The sequence below is a fragment of the Clostridium caldaquaticum genome (assembly GCF_023806125.1).
Lineage (GTDB): Bacteria > Bacillota > Clostridia > Clostridiales > Clostridiaceae > Clostridium_AT > Clostridium_AT caldaquaticum.
In genome coordinates, this window is sequence record NZ_JAMSKT010000008.1 from 79730 (window position 1) to 102127 (window position 22398).

The 22398-nt window shown below is 32.8% G+C and carries 15 protein-coding genes; 1 reads left to right on the forward strand and 14 read right to left on the reverse strand.

All coding sequences use genetic code 11. The annotated features are described in order from the left end of the window. Positions 1-11: 11 nt before the first annotated feature. From M2651_RS06830 to M2651_RS06855, 6 genes are all read right to left on the reverse strand, one after another. A complete protein-coding gene (locus M2651_RS06830; RefSeq protein ID WP_252131602.1) occupies positions 12-980 on the reverse strand; it encodes an ABC transporter permease in 969 nt (322 codons plus the stop codon). Between the two features lie 218 nt (positions 981-1198). Further along, positions 1199-2068, reverse strand: coding sequence for an NAD(P)/FAD-dependent oxidoreductase (locus tag M2651_RS06835; protein ID WP_252131603.1), 870 nt, complete (start codon positions 2066-2068; stop codon positions 1199-1201). 24 nt (positions 2069-2092) lie between these two features. Next, positions 2093-2407: a thioredoxin gene (gene trxA, locus M2651_RS06840; RefSeq protein WP_252131604.1), complete on the reverse strand. Its 315-nt coding sequence runs from the start codon at positions 2405-2407 to the stop codon at positions 2093-2095. A 397-nt stretch (positions 2408-2804) separates the two neighbouring features. Beyond that, positions 2805-3452 (reverse strand): adenylate kinase, encoded by a 648-nt coding sequence (locus M2651_RS06845; RefSeq protein ID WP_252131605.1) that lies wholly within the window; start codon positions 3450-3452, stop codon positions 2805-2807. 218 nt (positions 3453-3670) lie between these two features. Beyond that, complete coding sequence (locus tag M2651_RS06850; RefSeq protein ID WP_252131606.1) at positions 3671-5677, reverse strand: sigma 54-interacting transcriptional regulator; 2007 nt, start codon at positions 5675-5677, stop codon at positions 3671-3673. Between the two features lie 39 nt (positions 5678-5716). After that, the gene (locus tag M2651_RS06855; protein ID WP_252131607.1) at positions 5717-6961 is read right to left on the reverse strand and encodes a tetratricopeptide repeat protein; all 1245 of its coding nucleotides are present in this window, start codon (positions 6959-6961) and stop codon (positions 5717-5719) included. A 403-nt stretch (positions 6962-7364) separates the two neighbouring features. On the opposite strand from M2651_RS06855, the gene M2651_RS06860 reads away from it, so the two are divergent. Then, a complete protein-coding gene (locus M2651_RS06860; RefSeq protein ID WP_252131608.1) occupies positions 7365-9260 on the forward strand; it encodes a hypothetical protein in 1896 nt (631 codons plus the stop codon). Positions 9261-9390: 130 nt separating this feature from the next. On the opposite strand, the gene M2651_RS06865 is transcribed toward M2651_RS06860, so the two are convergent. From M2651_RS06865 to M2651_RS06900, 8 genes are all read right to left on the reverse strand, one after another. Beyond that, positions 9391-10461, reverse strand: a complete 1071-nt coding sequence (locus tag M2651_RS06865; RefSeq protein WP_252131609.1) for a DUF4652 domain-containing protein — start codon at positions 10459-10461, stop codon at positions 9391-9393. Then, on the reverse strand, positions 10461-11015 hold the full coding sequence (locus M2651_RS06870) for an RNA polymerase sigma factor (protein ID WP_252131610.1): 555 nt from the start codon (positions 11013-11015) through the stop codon (positions 10461-10463). Before M2651_RS06870 ends, M2651_RS06865 begins: the two co-directional genes overlap by 1 nt. Before the next feature lie 186 nt (positions 11016-11201). After that, on the reverse strand, positions 11202-12218 hold the full coding sequence (locus M2651_RS06875; protein ID WP_252131611.1) for a glycosyltransferase family 2 protein: 1017 nt from the start codon (positions 12216-12218) through the stop codon (positions 11202-11204). A 48-nt stretch (positions 12219-12266) separates the two neighbouring features. After that, positions 12267-14690 carry a beta-glucosidase family protein gene (locus M2651_RS06880; protein WP_252131612.1) on the reverse strand — a complete coding sequence of 808 codons (2424 nt, stop codon included), beginning with the start codon at positions 14688-14690 and terminating at the stop codon, positions 12267-12269. Positions 14691-15004: 314 nt separating this feature from the next. Then, on the reverse strand, positions 15005-17869 hold the full coding sequence (locus M2651_RS06885) for a glycoside hydrolase family 3 protein (protein WP_252131613.1): 2865 nt from the start codon (positions 17867-17869) through the stop codon (positions 15005-15007). A gap of 171 nt (positions 17870-18040) precedes the next feature. Continuing rightward, positions 18041-18667, reverse strand: a complete 627-nt coding sequence (locus M2651_RS06890) for a hypothetical protein (RefSeq protein ID WP_252131614.1) — start codon at positions 18665-18667, stop codon at positions 18041-18043. A gap of 3 nt (positions 18668-18670) precedes the next feature. After that, positions 18671-21139 (reverse strand): glycoside hydrolase family 3 C-terminal domain-containing protein, encoded by a 2469-nt coding sequence (locus M2651_RS06895; protein ID WP_252131615.1) that lies wholly within the window; start codon positions 21137-21139, stop codon positions 18671-18673. 337 nt (positions 21140-21476) lie between these two features. Continuing rightward, entirely contained in the window at positions 21477-22349 is an 873-nt protein-coding gene (locus M2651_RS06900) for a LysR family transcriptional regulator (protein WP_252131616.1), read from the reverse strand. Positions 22350-22398: the final 49 nt, after the last annotated feature.

Below are 22398 nucleotides of genomic sequence, written 5' to 3' on the forward strand. Positions count from 1 at the left end.
CTTCACCCCTTCTAGAATAATGACTGATCGTTTAGCTTTTTAGCAGAATAATTAGCAATAATTAACAACACAAATGATATTATTGATTTAAACAATCCAACTGCTGATGCATAAGAAAACATTCCATTCTGAAGCCCATATCTATATACATAAGTATCAATTACGTCTGAATAATTCATTATTGCATTGTTTTGCATAAGTAACTGTTGTTCAAATCCAGCATTAAGAATTCCCCCTATTGCTAGAACCAACAATATTACAATTGTAGGTTTAAGTGATGGCAATGTTATATGAATCATCTGCTGAATTCTATTTGCTCCGTCCACCTTTGCCGCTTCATACTGTTCCTGACTTATACCTGCTATTGCGGATAAATATATAATAGAGTTATACCCCATAACCTTCCAGGTGTTTGCAAAAGCTATTATCCACCAAAAATACTCACCCTTTTGAAAGAATAAAATATTAGAATCGGTTAAATGAAGTGTCTTTAAAATATTATTTACTACTCCTTCTGAGGACAACAAAGTAAGGAATATATTTGCGGCAATAACCCAGGAGATGAAGTAAGGCAAATACGATACAGTCTGCACAAATTTTTTAGTAAATATACTTCTTACCTCATTAAGTGCCAGTGCAAGTATTATTGGAGCTGGAAAAGACATAATCAAGGTTAAGAGACTCATTGCTAAAGTGTTTCTTATAACAATATAAAAATCTGGACTGCTTACAAAATATCTAAACCACTCAAGTCCTACAAACTTACTGTTTAAAAGTCCTTTAAAAAACGGTTCTCCTGTTGGTGTATAATTTACAAAAGCCATATACAAGCCATACATCGGTGCATAGCAAATCACAATTACCCAAACTAAAGCTGGCAGAAGAAGTAAATACAGATATCTCTGCTCCCAAAGCTTTTTCAATAATTTATTGTTTTTGTTCTTTTTAATCTTAGTATTTAAATCAGTTATTGTCTCCATAAAACCACCCTTTCCTTAAATATTGCATAGTATAATCACTTCATAGAATAAAACTTTGACTTCTGTTTTGAATGCAGTGTTAATTTCTAAGGTCAATTTAATTTTACAATCTACTGCAACCATTTACAATTTAACATTTTTCAGAATTATAGTCGAAATTAACAAAGTTGAATTTAATAAATATTTCAAAAAATTAAAAATTCCCAGAGGATAATCCTCTAGGAATTTTTAATTTTAGAATCAATATAAGCTACAGCATTTAAAGCAGCTACTTGACCTTCACCCGCCGCCTTAAGATATTGATACGGTCTTCCAATACAATCTCCTGCAGCATAACAGCCTTCTATATTGGTTCTCATATTTCTATCAACTTTTATATGGCCATTTTCTATTTGAAGTCCTGGAACTAACTGCCCAGGAGGAACGCTGTCCTTTAAAATAAATATACCGTCAGTATTAATTTCACCATTTTTAAATACCAATCTATCAGCCAGACTATCTCCCTGTATTTCTAAAGGTCTGTCATTTATTACTTGTATATTGCTTCTTAAATTATAATCTGCTTTATACATAGGAATATAGTAAGTTTTTGCTGCAAGCTCGCTTACATAGTTGGCATCCTCTTCACCCTCATGATTATAGCCTATGATAGCAACTGTTTTTCCTTTATAAAGGGGTGCATCACAGGTAGCACAGTAGCCTACCCCTCTTCCTAAAAACTCTTCTTCTCCTTTAAGAGGTTTTGTATACTCTACTCCTGTTGCTAAAATAACAGCAGTAGCTTCATACATTTTTTCATTTACCATAAGAGCAAAATAATCTCCCATGGCATAAATATTATTTATCCTCTCATTAGTTATGTCTATATCCATTGCATCAAGATGCTTTTGAAACTCATTTTTAAGAGCTTCGCCAGTGATATCAGGCAGACCTAAATAGTTATTAATCTTTGGAGCTTTGATAAGCTTTGTGCTTAAGTCTTTAGTTCCGAATATAATTATATTTTTATTTCTTATCTTAGCATTTACAGCTGCTGAAATTCCTGCAGGCCCACTGCCAACTATAGCTATATCATATCTGTCAGCCAAGTCTTTCACCTCATTTATAACCAGTTAGATGTGCTTTTCAAGAAGCTGTTTTATATCTGCTTTTGGTCTGAAACCAATCATTGTATCTACTGCTAATCCTTTTTTAAACACCATAACTGTTGGTATGCTTGATATTCTATATTTCTGTGATGTAACTGGGTTATTATCCACATTAACTTTTATGAATTTTACCTTGCCTTCATACTCTGCTGAAAGCTCATCTAAAACTGGTGAAAGCATTCTGCATGGTCCACACCAAGGAGCCCAAAAATCAACTACTACAGGAACATCTCCCTCACTTATTTCTTCGATAAAATTGTTATCCATAACTTCTTTCATTTTCATTACCTCCTATATACCCCTAACAGGTATTTTATATTATTATTTTACAACATATTTTTATGTAAATCAATACCCTATATCTATTTAATAATAATTATTATATAGCTTTAATCTTAAGTCAATTCTATTTAATCTTTAAACAAACTTTGTATTCTCCAGAGGTTTCCTATACATTTGCACCTCATTCTATACTATTTATTATCTTTACAATTATTCCTTTTATTTATACACATATCTCTTTATTCTCTGCAGTTATAATAAATATGTATGTATGAATACCTTGTTTAATTAACAGTTTAAATATATATCTAACTATCTATGCATTAAAAAATCAAAAATGCTGTAAAGCTTAAAACTCTACAGCAACTAGGTTTGAAATTTTTCTTCTGCTTTATCAAACCGCTTTTAAAAAACTGCATATATTATAAAAAATATCTTTAGCATCAGCATTACCTTGTATAGTTTGTAATATACCTAATTGTTTATAATAACTTACAATAGGCTGTATAGATTTATTGTATATTTCCAGTCTATCTAAAACTATATTTTCTTTATCATCATATCTATGCATTAAAATACTGCCACAAACCTCACACTTATCTCCATATTTAGAAGGATTAAACTTAATATGATAACTTGCACCACATTGACCGCAGAATCTTCTCCCTGCAATTCTCTCTAAAATAATATTTTTTGATACATCAATTAAAAAAACCTTATCGATAAACTGTCTTTTTTCAACTAATATTAAATCAAGTTTCTTTGCCTGATATATATTTCGTGGAAATCCATCAAGTAAAAATCCATCATTATATTGTTTTTGGTTTAAAGTTTCTTTAATTATTGAAACTGTAATATCATCAGGAACAAGATTACCACTTTCAATAAACTCTTTTGCTTTAATACCTAAAGCAGTCTTCTCTTTTATTTGTGCTCGAAATATATCTCCTGTTGATATATGAGGTATATTAAAATATTCACAAATTAACTTAGCCTGAGTTCCCTTACCCGCTCCTGGTGCACCTAATAACACAATTTTCATAATCACAACCTCCAAGTTTATTAATGTTTATTTAACTAGCAATTATCATGCCATTTTCTTAAATAACTATTTAATAATACTTAGAGCTATTTTAAATTCTCTTAACACATAAAAACATTTTTACACTTGATAATTTTTGTCAACCATACTTCTTATAGGTTGATAATTTTTGTCAAGTCCTGTTTAATATTTTTAACAGCTTTACAAATTTTATCAACTCAATTATCATTAATTATTCCATATTTCTCACACTTTAGTGCTACTGTACGATGAGAAATCCCTAGAGCTTTTCCCGCTTTATTATAGCTTTTATATTTTTTCATTGCCATTTTTATTATTTGCTTCTCATATTCTTCCATAGTAAGCATATCGTCGTTTTCAAGTTTAAAGGTATCTTCCTTCTTAGGTCTTATATTTGTTAAATATATTGGCAAATCTCTTTCAGTAATAATTTCATCCTCACAAATATTTATAGCACGTTCGATTATATTTTCCAGCTCTCTTATGTTTCCAGGCCAATTATAATCCTGCAGATAAATAAGAGCCTCCTTGCTTATTCCTTTAACATTCTTATCAAGTTTCTTGTTTATTTTATTTATAAAGTGCTCAGCTAAAAGACTTATATCTTCTTTTCTATTTCTTAAAGGAGGGAGCTGAATTGTTATAACATTAAGCCTATAGTATAAATCCTCTCTAAATTCACCTTTTTCAATCATTTCTTCTAAATGCCTGTTAGTTGCAGCAATTACTCTTACATCAACCTTTTTTGTAGTTATTCCGCCTACACTTTCAAACTCTTTCTCCTGAAGAACTCGTAAAAGTTTAACCTGCATTGACTTTTGCATATCACCAATTTCATCGAGAAATATAGTTCCCCCATCTGCCAGAGAAAACTTTCCAAGCTTACTTGTCACAGCTCCAGTAAAAGCCCCTTTTTCATATCCAAACAATTCACTTTCAAGTAAGTTTTCTGGAATTGCAGCACAATTTACTCTAATAAAAGGTTTATCTTTTCGATTGCTGTTATTATGAATTGCTTTTGCGATTAATTCTTTACCTGTACCGCTTTCACCACGCAATAAAACAGTAGAAACTGATTTAGAAGCTTTTTCTGCCATATAAAGACTTTCTTTAAGACTATTGTTTGAACCAATGATATCTGCAAATGAGCTGCTTAATTTCGAAAATCGTGATAACTCTTTCTTGTAATAATTTATCTCTTCCTGAGATTCTTCCAGTTTACTTAATATATTTTTAATATGATTTACTGGTCTAAGTATTGAAATAATACCTTTAAAGTTATTATCTATAAATACAGGCCCTACTGTAGCTACCATATCCATGCCTTCTTTTTGATAAACAAAGTTTTCAACCTTTTCTCTTGAGTTAAATACCTTCATTCGAAGTCCATCAGGGGATAAATCTTTTAGGTCTTTTCCTAACGCATCCTTATTTGAAACTGGAATATACTTTGTATATGACGGATTTAAATAACTTATTTTTCTGTTTTCATCAACAAAACAAATTAAATCACTACTGTACTCTAGTATCATGCTGAATTTTTCATTTAGTTCTTTCACAGTTACCAGTTCCGAAATGTCCTGGAATATTTCAACTGCACCAATAATACTATCCCCGGAAAACATGGGACAACTTGTAACTAAAACCTCAGTATTATTTATTATTTGGGTTACCCCGGTATACTTTTCCTTATTCTTAATTACAGAAGGCAAATCAGAAGTTGGAATAACTTCTAAAATATTTTTTCCAATAACTTCTTGAAGATTTCTATTTATAAACTTAAGACCGTAACTATTCATTGATATAATAGATGAATTTATGTCAACAACTACTATACCTACAGGTATACTTTGAATTATCTGTTCATTAACTATATTGCCTTGTACCATAATATTGTCTAAATTATTCAAACTTGCAGTTTTATCTGTTGAAAGCCTGCTTATAAATTCGCAAAGTTCTGTTACTGCATTTTTACCTTCTATGCTGTCTTCCATACAGGAAATTTCTATTATATCATCTTTTGATATTTTGAGGGATACCAAAGCAATCATACTGATAGCAATAGGTGTAGAAACTGTAGTTTTTCTTATATATAAATTAATACCATATTTGCCCTTAAGCATATCTGCCTTATTTACTATTTCTGCCGCAATTCTTGCATGAATGCCTAAGGAATTACTAACGGTAACTGTTTTAATAAACATTTTATCCTCCTTGCATTCCCTGTTTCAATCAGGGTAACTTTAATTCCTCTTTAATATTCCTTTTATTATGGAATTATTATAAATAGATTTAGGATAAGCTTTAACCAGCTTTTCAGCGTAGTTTCTAGCTGCATCATTATCAATATTTTTATATATCAAAGCAAGTTCATAAAGTACTGTATCCTCATAATCTCCGCTAGGATATTTACTGTCATATTCTTTGTAGTATTTCAAAGCCTTTTCTATATCTCCCTTGCTTTCATAGCTAAACCCAAGAAAATAAATTACATGTGAATAAAGGTAGCTACTGCTTCCAATATTATAGGCTTTCGTTAAATAATCTATTGCCTCATCATAATTTTTACGTCCTGCAGCTTCTCTGCCTCTATTATAAAAATACTCTACCCCACCGTCTTTTATTATTTCTTCAGTTTTCACTAATAAATACTTATCACCTACATTTAATTCTTTACCTTGCCATTTAAAAAAAATTGTGTATAGCTTATCATAATTTTTACTCTCTAAAGCTTTTTTAATATCTTCTGAGGGGAATAGCTCTACAGCTTCCTCCTTCTTTTCCTCCTGCTTATCTACTGTACTTTTTTGCTGTATATCAGAAATATTTTTAGAAGTTATATTTAAATTATTTTCTTTTATTTCAGGTTTGTTATAAACCTTGGCTGGACTACTTATAAATCTTGATATAACTGTAAAAATAACGATAAAACCTATAATAAGTATTGATAAATTTATATACTTTATTTTAAATTTCTTTTCTATTATGCCGAATTTTATCAGTTCTTTCTTATATCCTAAGGCAATCTTGTTTTCTTTATCTATTTTTAACACTTCATCTATAGCTTTTAAAGCTTTTTTATATTCACCAGTTTTAATGGCACAAAGTGCTATGCAGTTATTTACATTTATACTGTTAAAATCACTTTTTTTACACTCTTCAAGAAGCTTTAATGCTTCCTTTATTCTAACTTCTTTTGCTTTTTTTACAGCAAGCTCGTATAAAGACTGTTTTTCTTTATCATCTTTGCTGTCTTCCAGATATTTTTTAGATACTAAATCCTTATTTACCTCAAAATTCATTTTCCATAAAGCTTGAGCATTATTAAGGTCTCCTTTTAAATAATAAAGAAGACCTTTAAGATTTATGGCAGAACTATTTTTTAAATTCTCAGAAATACTTTTTTCGCAATATTCCAATGATTTGTCAATATATCCATCATTATAATAATTAACTGCCTTTGTATATAACTTAGTAGACTTATCCATACTATACCTCTTATAAATATAATATTATGTATTTATTATAATTGTATTTAAACTATATATCTACTACCATCTTTTATAGAAATAAGTATATACCTTAAATCATAGGTGTAAGAAACAAAACTAACTATAACCGTCCCTAATTTATTTTGTTGTAAAAATTTACTAATTTAGCTTAGTGATTTTTATATTTTCAACAATGATATTCAGATTTGTATATGATAAACTAATCATGTCAAACGTTTACATTGACCTAGGTGATTACTTATTATCAGTGCCTTAATAATCCGCGGAAAAGGTACTTACAAAGTTCTAACATAATAGCCTTTTAATTCATATTAGAAAGGAGAAAAAAATGCTTAGAAAAAAATTAAAATTATTTATTTCTTGTGTAATCATTACTGCAATGATGACTACTACAGCTTGTTCTTCATTTTCTTCAGTAACTTCAAAAAATACTAATGTAGAAGTAACAGCTAGCAGCAAAACCGTTGAGGCAGGCTCTAATTGGGTTGTAGACAAAACTACTAAACTATCATCTCTCACCATTGGTGAAGGAGCTACTATTACAGCTCCCGAGGGCTATAGTATAACTATGACAGTTGATGGTATTGGAAAGACAATTAAACCTGGCACGTTTAAAGGGGATGTTGTGCTCTCCGTTACTAAATATAACGAAGTGAAATACGTTAAAGAAAATATGGGAGTAAATCTAACTCACATTTTCCGTCAGGCTCTGTTTGTAGATAGTACTGGTATTGTAGAAAACAAATCTGTTACAGCGTCAGTTGTAGGTGGAAATGTTACAAACACTGATGCAAAGGATATTAAGATTACTTCAGAGGAAGAAAACTTCAACGGTATCTATGTAGCTGGAGGTACTTATACTGTTAACGGTGCAAAAATAAACTTAACTGGTAATGGTGGTAACGACTTTGCTGGATTTGGTGCTGCTGTTATGGCTACTGGCAAAGACACCACAGTTGTTGTAGATGATGCCGATATCCAAACTCATGGAGCCATCCGTCCGGCTGTTATTGCCGCTGACGGCAGCAACTTAATCGTCAAGAACTCAAAAATCAATACTGAGAATGGTACGCTTCCTGCAGACTATAAACCTAACGTACAACTAGGCATGATGAAATCAGTACCCTGGATGCTTGGGCTTTCGGGAAATTGCCGCGCTACTAACGTATTAGGTGATAACACCACTGCTACTTATATCAATTCTTCCATATCATCTGAAGGTTGGGGAGTTCTATCAACTGATGACTGTAATAACATAAAACTCACTGCTATTAATAGTAATGTTGCCATCACCGGTGAAAGCGGATACGGAGCTTATGCCATCGGTAATGCTGAAGATTCCTTCTATGGTTCTAAAATTACTGTTCCTGACTATGCCCTTATAATAACAGGTGGTAGTGGTATTTTCGGTGCAAGTACACGTACAAATTTAGACAAACTCAATACTAGCCTAAAGCTAGGTCTTACTTCAAAAGATTTGGATGCCATTGAAGAGAAACAAACTACTGTAAAGTCCAGCCGTTTCGGAGTTATGTGGCATGGTGATGGCTCTGTAAGTGTTAAAGATGGCACTACCTTTGACACAGGAAAGACAACCTTCTTAGTAAAAGGTGCTTCTGCTCACATTGACGTAGACGGTTCTAAGGGTGCACAGTTAAAATCCGGCAATGGAGTCCTCCTCCAATTAATGGATAACGACGATCCAGGTCCAGTTATGACTGATGGACTACTTTTAAACACAGGTGTTTACAAAGAACCAACAGAACCAGCTGTAAAAGATAAAACCCATAATACTGCTGCTATTGATAAAGCAAGGGATACAATTGCAAATTTCTCTAATATAGAACTAAAAGGCGACTTATATAATTCCACCCGTGGCGACCTTGTAAAAGATATGTCAGGCAAGGAAAGCAGAAAATGTAAAAATCTTTCTATTAATTTCGATAATGCTAAAATAACTGGTACCATTTCTGCAAGTACTGCCAAACATGAAATAAGTAGTATTGGAGCTGAGGACTATAAAAAACTAGGTGAAGTTACCAATACAGCTAATGCTGCGGTAAACAACGGAGTGGTAGTATCCTTGACTAATGGTTCCACTTGGATCGTTAACGGAAATTCTTATTTAACTGGCTTAACCATTGCTGATAGCTCAAAGATTACTGCTCCTGAGGGTTATAAAGTGACTATGACAGTTAACGGTGTAGAAAAAAATATCACAGCAGGCACATACACTGGTAATATACTGCTTAAAGTTACTCCAATTGCTAATTAAGTAAGATACTATCATCAGGCTGCCTTATAATAAGGTAGCCTGTTTTACATGTGCACCCTACATAGTGTTAATATAATACAAAAAAGCTAGGACTATATTAAATAACTAATCCTAACTTTTAATACTAATACTATTTATACATGGCTTGAGATAGCATTATAGTCCTGTTTTCTCTATGGCTGGTGTTTAAAGCTTCATCATCAAACACCAAAACTTCCACATCAATTTGTAAGTCATTTGAAGACAGTCTCTTTACTGAAAGTATTTTTGTTATTTCTGAGTTTGGGTTAAGATTTATAGTGTTGTTAGGATCTGCTTCGTAAACACCGGCATCAACTATATTTAAAACATATAGCAATCCTCCTTGATTTACAGCTTTATATCCGTATCCTATTATAACTAAAAGATGCTCATCATCTATCCATTCAATTGCCTTTGGGCTAAACTGTTTTCCATCATTATCAACCAAATTAAAAGACCACTGTTTCCCTGTATTTACTTCTTTTAAAATTATATTTGCAATTCCTTCTTCAATAGCCTCTGGTCCTTTTCCTTCTAAAGCAGCACTGTATTTCTTACTTGTGCTGTTTTTCCACAAAGTGTTCAACTTTGGTTTATAGCTCTTTTCTAAAGCTTTCTTTTCAAACCTTGGCATATAAGCATCTTTTACCTCTGATTTAATCTCAGCACTTTTTAATGAGTTAGTACTATTATCTTCTGCAGCTTTGCTTTGGGCAATTTGATTTTTCTGTTCTTTTTCACCGCTTACACTGTAATTCTCTAATAAAGCACCCTCAGAGCTTTTGTTAGCAATTTCCATACCTATGCCTTTATTAATAAGTGAGATAAAACCATTTTTTATAATATATGGAGTAACAATTACTGCAAAAATGATAAAAACAGCAGCATATAAATAAGTTTTACTAAATCTTTTTATATTATATAAAAACTTTTTTACAGGATTTTTTCCATATTTATTTTTATTTATATTTTTCATAATGTCTGTTCTCAGGCTTCTAAAAGACTGTGCATCAAAAGCTAAGGAAGATTTAAAAGCTTCATCTATAAAAACTTCTTCATCATATAATGTCTTGCAGGCTTCACAATTTTTCACATGTTCCAGCATAGCATCTTTTAAATCGTAGGATATATTATCTTCAAGTAAATCTGTAAGTCTTTTTCTAAATATTTTGCAATCCATTACTTACACCTCTCTTCCTTGTTTACTCTAAATTCCTTAAACTTGTCTCTTGCTTTGTAGTATCTTCTTTTTACAGCTGACTCTGTCATTTTCATTATTTCCGCCATATCTCTAAAGGTTATATTTTCGTTTGAATATCTTAGTATGATTATTTGTTTATCCACATCATTTAATGTATTTAAAAAGTTTTCCACAAGCTTTTTTGTTTCTTTAAACTCTACACTTTGCTCAGGTGATATTAGAGAAGAGGCTATATCTCTAGTTTCCTCCACATTAGCTTCATAAACTCTTTTATATTTTCTTATGTAATCAATACATTTATTTCTGGCTATCTGAAAAATCCAATTTGAAAACTTATAATTTTTATCAAATGTATAAAGCTTGTTATACACAGTTATAAAAACTTCTTGGGTTATGTCTTCTGCAGCTTCTCTATCTTTTAGAATATTATATACAAACCTAAGTATAGTAAGTTCATATTTATTGACTAATATATTAAAGCTGTCTATATTGCCCTTTAATACCTCCTGCACCAGCTTCAAATCCTCATCCAATTTTTACACCACCTTTATATATCTCAAAAATATATTTTCTATAACTATATACGTATACTGCAAAACATAGTCACAAAAAATAAAAATTCTCCCTTCATAGAGTCAGTTTTTTATTTAAACTGTCTGCTACAAGGGGAGTATATAACAAAAAACTATTTCTTAAAATATAACTTCAATACTATTTCTTTAATTAAATCCCACAAATCTCTGTGATATTTTGTATACCCCTATAGAAATACTACGTCCAATTCGCCCTGGCAGGTTAACTATATTTCCTAAAAAGCCGTATCTTAAATTATTGTAAAGTTCTATATCCTTATCCTTAATATACTTCCATAATTCTTTTTTCTTTTTTAAGTTTTCTTCTGTTGCTGAACGTATAAGCAGAATATTAGATACTGCAGTAACAATCTCCAAATGATTAAGCATATATTTGCGCAATTTTTCATTTTCAATGTTATTAATATTCACCTGCTCAATCATAAGCTTATTTACTCTTATCTGCTGATCAATCCTTTTAATCATAACACTTTCATTAACGGATTGATCTGCTCTGCCAATAAAGTATCTGTAAAAATCTACGTTAATATAAAACATTCTCCTTACATGTTCAAGAGGTACATATACAAATAAATTGTCAACATAGAAGGTATGCTTTGGAAGTTCCAGTCTGCAATCTATTAAAAGTTGTGTTCTGTATATAATAGAATGCATCAATATATACTGTCCTTTACGAAAGTTCTTAATTTCATCCCAGGTGAAAATCCTGCCTTGTGGGAGTACATCTTCATATTTCATAATTTTTCTATACTTTGAACCTTCTTTTTCATACACAAAATTGCTTACTATCATATCAACTGATTTTGCTTCTGCCTGAAAATCCTTTAAACATTTTAATATTTTCAGATATGCTCTCACATCTACCCAATCGTCGCTGTCTACAACTTTGAAGTATAAACCTAATGCATTTCGAATTCCCGCATTTACAGCTTCCCCATGTCCGCCGTTTACTTGATGAATGGCCCTTACAATGGTTGGATATTTTCTTACATATTCATCTGCAATTTCTGCTGTTTTATCACTTGAACCATCATTTACTATAAGAAGCTCTACATCTTCACCACCGGGCAAAAGAGATTCTATGCAATATTTCATATACTCTTGTGAATTATAGCAAGGTATTACTATTGAAAGTAATTTCATTGTGAACCTCATCCCCTTTTATTTATTATTACTGAACTTACTTGTTATTTATCTTCTTTTTCTTTCATTCTTTTTCTTCTTATGCCTTTCCTTTAAAAAATACCGCAACCCTTTAAAGAAATGTCCATTCACTATCATTAATATGCCGTCCAGCATAGGCATATTCACAGCTCCCCCTGTCATTCTGGCTATTCCTCTAAAAGGCATATGATATATAGACATCATTATAATATTTGCAGCAGCTCTCTTCCCTATTTTTCTTAAAAGCCAGTATGCAAATACAATAAGATGGAATGAAAGTCTTGCAAATACTCCCTTTGCATACTGACACTGTGCAATAGTATCATTATATGATAAAGGTTTTCTTCTATCCCATGTAGAAACTGGTACTTTATGTCCAATAAGATTCTCGAATTCTTCTGTGCTTACATTGTTTACTTTTCCTGAATAATAGGACGGAAGCTTATCCTTATCATATGGAAGAGGTGCTCCAGTACCTTCAATAAAAATAGTATGAACAAGTCTAATATCAGCACTTGATGCTCCAATCATAATTTCGTACTCTGCGCCTTCTATTTCCCATCTGTTTGTCTTTACATTAAAATAACGGAAAGTCTTATCATCAAAAGGTATTGTTACTGTCTTTGTCTGGCCGGCATTTAAAAATACCTTCACAAAGCCTTTTAATTCCTTCCTAGGCCTGAAAATGGCGTCAGACTTACAGCCAACATACAGCTGAGCAATCTCCATTCCAGCAACTTTTCCCGAATTTGTAATCTTAAAGCTAACTTCCTCTTTACTCACTTGTATATCGGAATAATGAAAGGTTGTATAGCTTAAGCCATAACCAAAAGGAAACAGTACTTCCACATTAGCTGTATCAAAATAACGATATCCAATATATATCCCTTCTCTATACTCTACGCTTACTTCCTTCCCTGGAAAGTTATAGTAAGAAGGTGTATCTTCATAACGAAGAGGATAAGTTTCTGTAAGCTTTCCTGATGGATTAACATCACCAGATAAAACTCTGAGAATAGCCCTTGCTCCAGCTTGTCCGCCCAAATATCCGTGCACCAGGCCTTTTACCTTGTTAATCCATGGCATTTCTACTGCACAGCCGCAGGAAAGAATGGCTACAATATTAGAGTTAACCTTATATAAAGCATTTAATAAATCAATCTGATTTTGAGGAATTTTCATACTTTGTCTATCTAGTCCCTGAGCTTCAGTAACTTCATCCAACCCGATATATAAAAGTACAACATCTGCTTGCTTTGCAAGTTCACAGGCTTTCTCTATTTTTTTTACGTTTTTCTTTCCATAACGCTCAAACCCCTGTTCAAAACCAATACTTACAATTCCTGATTCCTCAAAGCAATTCAATGTATGATCTAATATTGTTGGATTTACTATAGAAGAGCCTGCTCCCTGATATCGTGCTTCCTTTGCAAAATCTCCAATTACTGCAACCTTTTTACCATACTTAAGCGGCAATATATTATCTTCATTCTTAAGAAGCACTATTGACTCCTCTGCAACTTTCTGTGATACTCTGTGATGCTTTTCTACATCAAATTTTTCAGGTGGTTTCCTGTATGCTTCTTCAGTTGTAAAAATAAGATGCAGCAGTCTGTCTACACACTCATCTAATACTTCTTCTTTTAGTTTACCGCTTTTAATAGCTTGAATAATTTCATCATCAGTCTCACCAGCAGTTGAAGGCATTTCCAGCTCATTGCCGGCAATAAGTCCTGCAATACGGTCATTGCTTCCGCCCCAATCAGTGATAACGCAGCCTTTATAATTCCATTCACCTCGAAGAATATCCTGCATTAAATGCATATTCTCATTTGCAAAAATACCATTCACTTTATTAGCAGAAGACATTAAAGCCATTACTCTTCCTTCCTTAACTGCTATTTCAAAGGCAGTAAGGTAGATTTCTCTAAGAGTTCTTTCATCCACAATTGTATCAATAGCCATACGTCTCTCTTCCTGATTATTTGCACAAAAATGCTTAACACAGGCTGAAATACCTTCTGATTGAACACCTCTAATAAAACCAGCTGCCATTTTTCCAGCAAGATAAGGATCTTCGCTGAAATACTCAAAGTTTCTTCCGCATAAAGGATTTCTCTTCATATTAACGCCTGGTCCTAGTAACACATTAACCTTTTGAGCAACTGCTTCTTCACCAAGATACTGTCCTACTCTTTCCGCCAGTTCTACATTCCAGCTGTTAGCTACTGTAGCAGCTGTAGGAAAACAGGTAGCTGGAATCCCCTCATTAAGACCAATCTGATCAGCAGATACCGACTGTTTTCTAATTCCATGAGGACCGTCAGCAAGAAACATACTGTTTATCCCTAGGCGTTCTATATCCTTGGTTTGCCAAAAGTTCTTACCAGACATTAAAGATGCTTTTTCTTCTAATGTCATTTTATTTATCAGTTCTTTATACTTCATCATCTTTTCCTCTTTTTGTATTTTCGGCGGTACCTGAAGAAAGTACCGCCGAAACACTTGGTGTTTATTATAAACACTATAAAGTCATATGTTCAGAATAATTATAAATGAAACTAAATCCATCATCAAGTATTAAAACATTAAGAAAATATTAAGTTATCGTTGTAAAAATTATAACACTAATTCCTTATAAATTTATCATATTACAACATAAATTTCTATCATCTAAAAATTATTAAGAATAAACTTTTGGTTTATTGATATCTTGACTTAAAAAAGAGGATGTCTCAATTAAATTTCGAGACATCCTTATGTTTTTATGCACCAATAGAATTTAACTCTTTTTTCTGCTTAATAAGTTTTCTTGTAACAAGTATTGTTGAAACAACTATATATAAACCAGCTACAACATCAAAAATAATCATCCAGTACTGCCATTTTGGTATAATTTCAACAATTTTAGAATCTGCTGCTAAGCCGTTCATAGCATTACTATTTACAATTGTGTAGATGATATCCTTAGCTGATTTTCTTATATTATTTACTACAGTAGGAGTTAATTGCTCATTAGTAAGTTTCCAAAGCTTAGCATCAGTATTCAGCCATAAGTTAGTACCTGCCTCTATACCTTCACGTAAATCTTCATAAGCAAATACTGAAAAAGATGCCTGATCCGTAATAACCATTCCCTTAAACCCCCATTCATTACGTAAGGTTTCTGTCATAAGCCCTTTATGACCGCCTGACCAACGAGCTCCTATTCTATTCATACTAGCCATAGCACCACGTGCGTTTCCCTCGCGAACAGTTGTCTCAAATGGTTTCAAATACACTTCACGAAGAGTCTGCTCATTTGCAAACATAAGACCTCCTATACGGTTTGTTTCCTGATCATTTAAAGCAAAGTGTTTCATATATACTATTGCACCCTTAGACTGAAGCCCTATAACTTCACTTGCACTCATCTTACCTGAAAGGAAACTGTCCTCTGAGAAATATTCAAAGTTTCTTCCGCTAAATGGTGCACGGTGCATATTAACCCCTGGAGCATATACTCCATGTACACCTAAGCTTAGACTATCCTCACCAATAGATACACCCAACTTATTAGCCAGTTCAATATTCCATGTAGAAGCTAAAGTTACTTCTGCAGGAAATGCCATACCACTTTCTCCTCCACCAACAAGGGTTGTAGATATCCCTGCAGGACCATCCTTATCTACTGTTCCTGGCAGATTAATTGATGGAAGAGGTATAGTTGCATATCCACCCATTCTCACAAGTTCAGCCATTTCATCAACAGTGAGCTGATTTAGAAGAGCATCCCACATCTTATCGTTATAATCACGTCCAATAAACATGGCAGCGCTTAATTTACCATACTTTTCGTCTATCTTGCCAGTTACAGGCATAACAGCCTTCGAATCTTCTGTGAATGAAATCTCAGCATCTTTAAGCATCTTATCAGGTGCAGTCAAAGCACCCTTTGCATAAGTTATTGGCCAAGTACCTGACCAGTCTCTTCTTGAAAGATATTTGAAATTAGGATCATAATACTTAATATCAACATCGTTAAACTGATTTGTGATTTTCTTTCCTGTTTCTGCTGATACAGAATAAGTTATAGCATCAAGCTTATCTACAGTAAATTTCTTTACAAAATCTGCATTTCCGTTATAATCCATATTGTTTGCAGTAGTTTTACCTTTAGCTGCAAGAATATTATTGAGTGCATCGTGTGCATTCAAGCCTGCCGCAAAATAATAATCACCTGCATCAACAATGTATGTTTTATATCCTTTTGCATCATAGACCTTCATTTCTTCTTTATCTACTTTGATCTTAACAACCTCTGATTTACCAGGTTCAAGCTTAGAAGTCTTTGCAAACCCTACCAGCTTTACAGAAGCCTTTTCTATATCATTATCTTTGTCATATTGAGTGTAAGGAGACTGCATGTAAATCTGTACAACATCCTTACCAGTAGCAGTTCCTGTATTTGTAACTTTTACTGAAACTTCATATCCATCATCCTTTTTTACTACACTATAATCAGACCACTTAAATGTAGAATAGGATAAACCGTACCCAAATGGAAATTGTACTTGTTTTGTATAATCATAATTGTTTACGCTTTCGTTTCCAAGTACTACATCCTCATATCTAGTTTCATAATAATAGTACCCAATATAAATCCCTTCACCATAAACCATGTAAGTATTTCCTTTATTTACTTTACTGTTAGTGATTTTGTAATTTCCGAAGTTAGCCATTGCTGGAGCACTTAGCGCATTATATGCATAAGTATCAACCAATTTACCAGATGGATTTACCTTTCCATTCAGCACTTCACCTATAGCATAAGCACCAGTCTGCCCTATAGCACCCACGGATATAGCAGCGTCAATATTATATTCTTTTAAGAATCCCAACTCCATTGCATTTGAGGAGTTTATAATAACAATAACTTTTTTAAAATTTTCTTTTGCAAGTTTTAATAGCTCTATTTCGTTTTCATCAATCTTAAGAAAATGTTTTCCAGTAGATGCAAGATCTGCACTTTCCCCTCCAGAACGTCCAAGTACAACAACAGCTGCATCATTATAATCCTTTAAACTATTAATTTCTTTTTCTGTGTATACACTTCGTGGAACTTCATTTACTGCAAAAGTACCTCTGCCATACACATCAGGAGTTGTTCTTCTGTATTTTGAACCTGCTCCAGTTTTATAGAAATCCCATAATGTCATATTTACGTTAAATCCTGATTTTTGAAGTGCTGTCAATAAATCTACCGCTTTAGTAGTATCAACAGATCCAGCCCCACCACCTCCATAAACAAGATCAACAGAACTCTGCCCTAATAAAGTAATCTTTGAACCAAATGTAAGCGGAAGTGTATTGTTATCGTTTTTTAATAACACAATACCTTCCTCTACTATTTCTTGTACAAGCTTTTCAGAACTAGATTTTTGTTCCTCTTTAGATGAATAGCATGTTTTAAAATACTGTGTTTCTGCTTTATCGTCAGATGAAACAACTTTATTAGTTTCATGTCCAAAATATATTGAAATAATCTGCTTATAAGCCATTGCATAAAAATTACTTATCACAAGTGCAATTATTAATACAATGTTTACTACATACAAAATAATACCAGTTCTTTTTGATAATCTTTTCATAATTATCCTCCCAAATTATAAATTTCGTATAAAACCTTGCCCTTCTTAAGACAAACCTGCTGAAAAAATTGTTATTAATAAATCCCCCCTAAACTGTATTTTTTGTATTTAAAATATAGTACCTTAATATAAATATAAAGCACTTATTTATTACCAATTAAAAGACTGATTTTATTTTTCTGAATTGCGTTTAAAAATTATCTTAAATATTGGGTAGAATACCCAGAAAGAAATAGCACAGTTTATAATTATTGTAATAAAGTCTGCTATTGTTACACCGACTGAACCTAATTCCAAAGTATTCATAAAAAAGTTATAAATCGGTGCTTTGTAAAGTCCCTGAAAAGCTGCAGCACTAATAGAAATAACTATATAAGCAACTACGTACCAAAACGCAGCTTCCCATATGTTACCATTAGACTTAAATGTTATATTCCTTTGTACAAAGAAATTAATAATTTGTGCAACTGCTAAAGTTATTTGAACTGCAAGGAAATAGGCAAGTCCACCTCCACCACCTGCAGCAATTGAACCAGCTGCATAATTGAATACATAATAAGGACTTCCATCAAGATTATTACCAACCTTAAAAACCTGAAAATTTGTATTTATCAAGGCTGTATGTTCAAAGACTCCTTTAATAACGGGCATCAAAACCATCTGAAGAACAGTAATGCCATTACTTAAAATTAAAAATACAATAAATTGTGCAAGCTCTGGATGCTTTTCTCTGAATTTTGACCAAATTTCTTTCTTTTCTGTAGCTACGTTGTTATAACCGACTTTTCCCCTGCTCATTTTTTATCCCTCCTGTGTTGCTTGTACTTTTGTTTTAGAAGCTTTAAAACTTTTAACTGACTTACTTCTCTCCTTAAGCATCTTTCTTCTTTCTCTAAGCAAGTGCCTTAAGCCTTTAAAAAACTGGCCATTTACAACCATCAGCAGCCCATCTAGCATTGGCATATTAAAAACTCCACCTGTCATTCTGGCAATTCCTCTGAAAGGCATGTGATAAATAGACATCATAATAACATTTGCAGTACTTCTCTTACCTATTTTCTTAAGAAACCAATATACAAACTCAATGATATGGAAAGCAAATCTTGCAGCTAATCCCTTTGCATATTGACATTGTGCAACAGTATCATTATAGCCTAGCGGTTTGCTTTTATCCCATTTAGACTTAGGTACTTTTCTACCAAGCAAAGCTTCAAATTCCATAGTATCTACATTTGCTGCCTTACCAGAAAAATAAGATGAAAGAGAATTTTTATCATAAGGTGCAGGAGCAGATGTTCCTTTTCTAGAAGTTACACCAAAAAGCTTAATATCCTTACTGGAGGAGCCCACTAAAATATTATATTCACCAGGCTCTTCTTCCCAAGAATCTGTTAAAACATTGTAATAACGGAAAGTTTTATCATCAAAATTTATAGTAACTCTCTTTATTTCTCCAGGCTTTAAGAAGACTTTTTTAAATCCTTTCAGTTCTTTTTTAGGCCTAAAGACTATATCTGAAGATTTTCCAATATATAGCTGTGCTACTTCCGCTCCAGAGAACTTTCCAGTATTTTTTAAAAAGAAACTTATTTTATCGTTTTCTATTTTTAAATCCGAATACTCGAAATTTGTATAACTTAAACCATATCCAAAGGGAAAAAGAACTTCCACATCAGCTGTATCATAGTAACGGTAACCTATATATAATGCTTCCCTGTATTCTACAGTCTTTTCCTTACCTGGAAAATTGCTTGAAGAAGGTACATCTTTATACTGTAATGGATAAGATTCAGCCAGTTTTCCTGATGGATTTACTTCTCCACAAAGCACTCTTAAAACTGCCATTGCTCCAGCCTGTCCACTTAAGTAAGCATGTACGAGCCCCTTTACTTTGCTAATCCAAGGCATTTCCACTGCTGAACCACAAGATATTACTGCTATTATATTTGTATTTACTTTATATATAGCCTCTAAAAGATCTATTTGATTTTGTGGAATTTTCATATCCTGCCTGTCTAGGCCTTCTGCCTCAGTAGCTTCATCTAAACCTATGTACAAAAGCACTACCTCAGCTTGTGCTGCAAGCTTACAGGCTTCCTTAATTAACTTATCACTTTTCTTTCCATAGCGTTCAAAACCTTGTGCATAACCTACAGTAATAAAATTGGTATTCTTTAGACAGTTTAGAGTATTATCCAGTTTTGTTGGATTTACTATTGAAGAACCAGCCCCCTGATATCTTGGATTTTTTGCAAAATCTCCAATCACAGCCACTCTTGTTCCACAAGATATAGGAAGAATATTTTCTTCATTTTTAAGCAGCACAATAGATTCTTCTGCTGCATACTGTGCTAAACTATGGTGTTCTTTTACATCATATTCTTTAACAGATTTCTTATATACCTCTTCTGTAGTGAATATTAATTCCAGCATTCTATCTATACATTCATTCAAAATCTCTTCCTTTAATTTTCCGCTTTTAATGGCATTTAAAACCTCTGCATTTGTCTCTCCTGCTGTAGTCGGCATTTCAAGTTCATTACCTGCAATAAGTCCAGCAACACGCTCGTTGCTTCCGCCCCAGTCCGTAACTACTACACCTTTAAATCCCCATTCTTTACGAAGGATGTCTTGCATTATATGCATATTTTCATTTGTATAAGTACCATTTAACATATTGTAAGATGACATTACGGTTTTCACGCCGCCTTCTTTTACTGCAATTTCAAACGCAGTAAGATAAATTTCGCGGAGTGTTCTTTCATCAACTATTGTATCTATAGCCATTCTTCTTTCTTCCTGATTATTTACACAGAAATGCTTTACACATGCTGCAATTCCCTTAGACTGAATACCTTTTATATAACTAGCTGCCAACTTTCCAGCCAGATAAGGGTCTTCACTGAAATATTCAAAATTTCTCCCACATAAAGGATTTCTTTTCATATTAATACCTGGTCCAAGCAATACGTTTACTTTCTGAGCTACTGCCTCTTCTCCTAAGAACTCGCCGATTTTCATGCACAGCTTTTCATTCCAGCTGTTTGCTACTGTTGCAGCTGTAGGAAAACAGGTTGCAGGAAGGCTTGGATTAAATCCAAGATGATCTGCTGCTTTTGCCTGCTTTCTAATGCCATGAGGTCCATCAGATAAAAACATACTATTTATTCCCAAACGCTCAATATCCATCGACTGCCAAAAATCCTTACCGGAGGTTAATGATGCCTTTTCTTCTAATGTCATCTTATCAATTATGTGTTTATATTTCATTTTGTCACCTCTAAGAAAATTAGACTAAATTTATTTCATGAAAAAGCTGAGAGAGTTATACTTAATTTAAATAGAAACGATATCAGCATATACAATTTTATTCCCCCTGTATTAAGCCAATACTGCAAAAATCTTTTTTTTATCACTGACTTATTTACGCGTTCTCCCTCTATTTTCTCTTTTTTCTGTGATACCGTTAGATTTTTTTCTTTACATTATTTAATTTAACACATGTGGGTAAAAGACTCCATCAGCCAAAAGTTCTAGGAGTAAACTTTTAGTTTATAAGCTAGAAAAGTCGTTTTGATGCTGTTTCTCATCAAAACGACTTTTTATCTTAACTATTTTCTTTTATATATCTTCTAAACAGTGCTAATGCCTTAGATTGAATGAATCTTTTTCTTGTAATAAGATAAATATTTTGTGGGATTTTTTCCTTTAGTCTTATAATTTTAAGCTTTTGATTATTTATTGCCTCTTCAACAAAATCCACCGAAACAACAGCAAGCCCATCTGCTTCACATAATTTATGTAAAGTAGTAATATTTCCAAGTTCCTGCTCAATATGCGGTGTAAATCCAAATTCAAGGCATTTATCTATAAAGCTATGTTCTTTACCTTCTTCTACAGATTTAATAACCAGGGGCACATTTTCTAAATCCATTACAGAAATTTCATCCTTAACTGATAGAGGATGATTTTTAGGTACTGCTATAACCACTTCACCAGATACAACTAAATCATACTCACAGTTTTCAATTCCTTCATGTCCCATAATTAATCCTGCATCTGCTTCTTCTTCAAAGAGCTTATATATAGGGTATTCGTCAGGAAATTCTCTCAATTTCATTTGAACATTTGGATATAATTTAGAAAACCCGAATAACAGCTTAGTAGGAACAGCAGTTGATGCAGAATAAGTTACTACAACACTTATTGTACTTTTTTCTCTGCTCATAATGCTGATTTCCTTCTTTATATCATCCATTAGATAGCAAATATGTTTAGCTCTGGCATATAATAATTCTCCATATTCAGTTGCTTCCATACCCCGAGTCCCTCTGCAGAACAATTCAACCTGCAAATCAGTTTCAAGCTGCTTTATAGTCTTACTTAATCCCTGAGGAGTAATAAATAAATCTTTGGCGGCAGAAGATATACTCTTCTTCTCATATACTTTAATAAAATATTGTAATGACTCTGTGTTCATTTTTTTCCTTCTACGCGTAATAAGGGGAATATTTTAATGAAAGTATAAC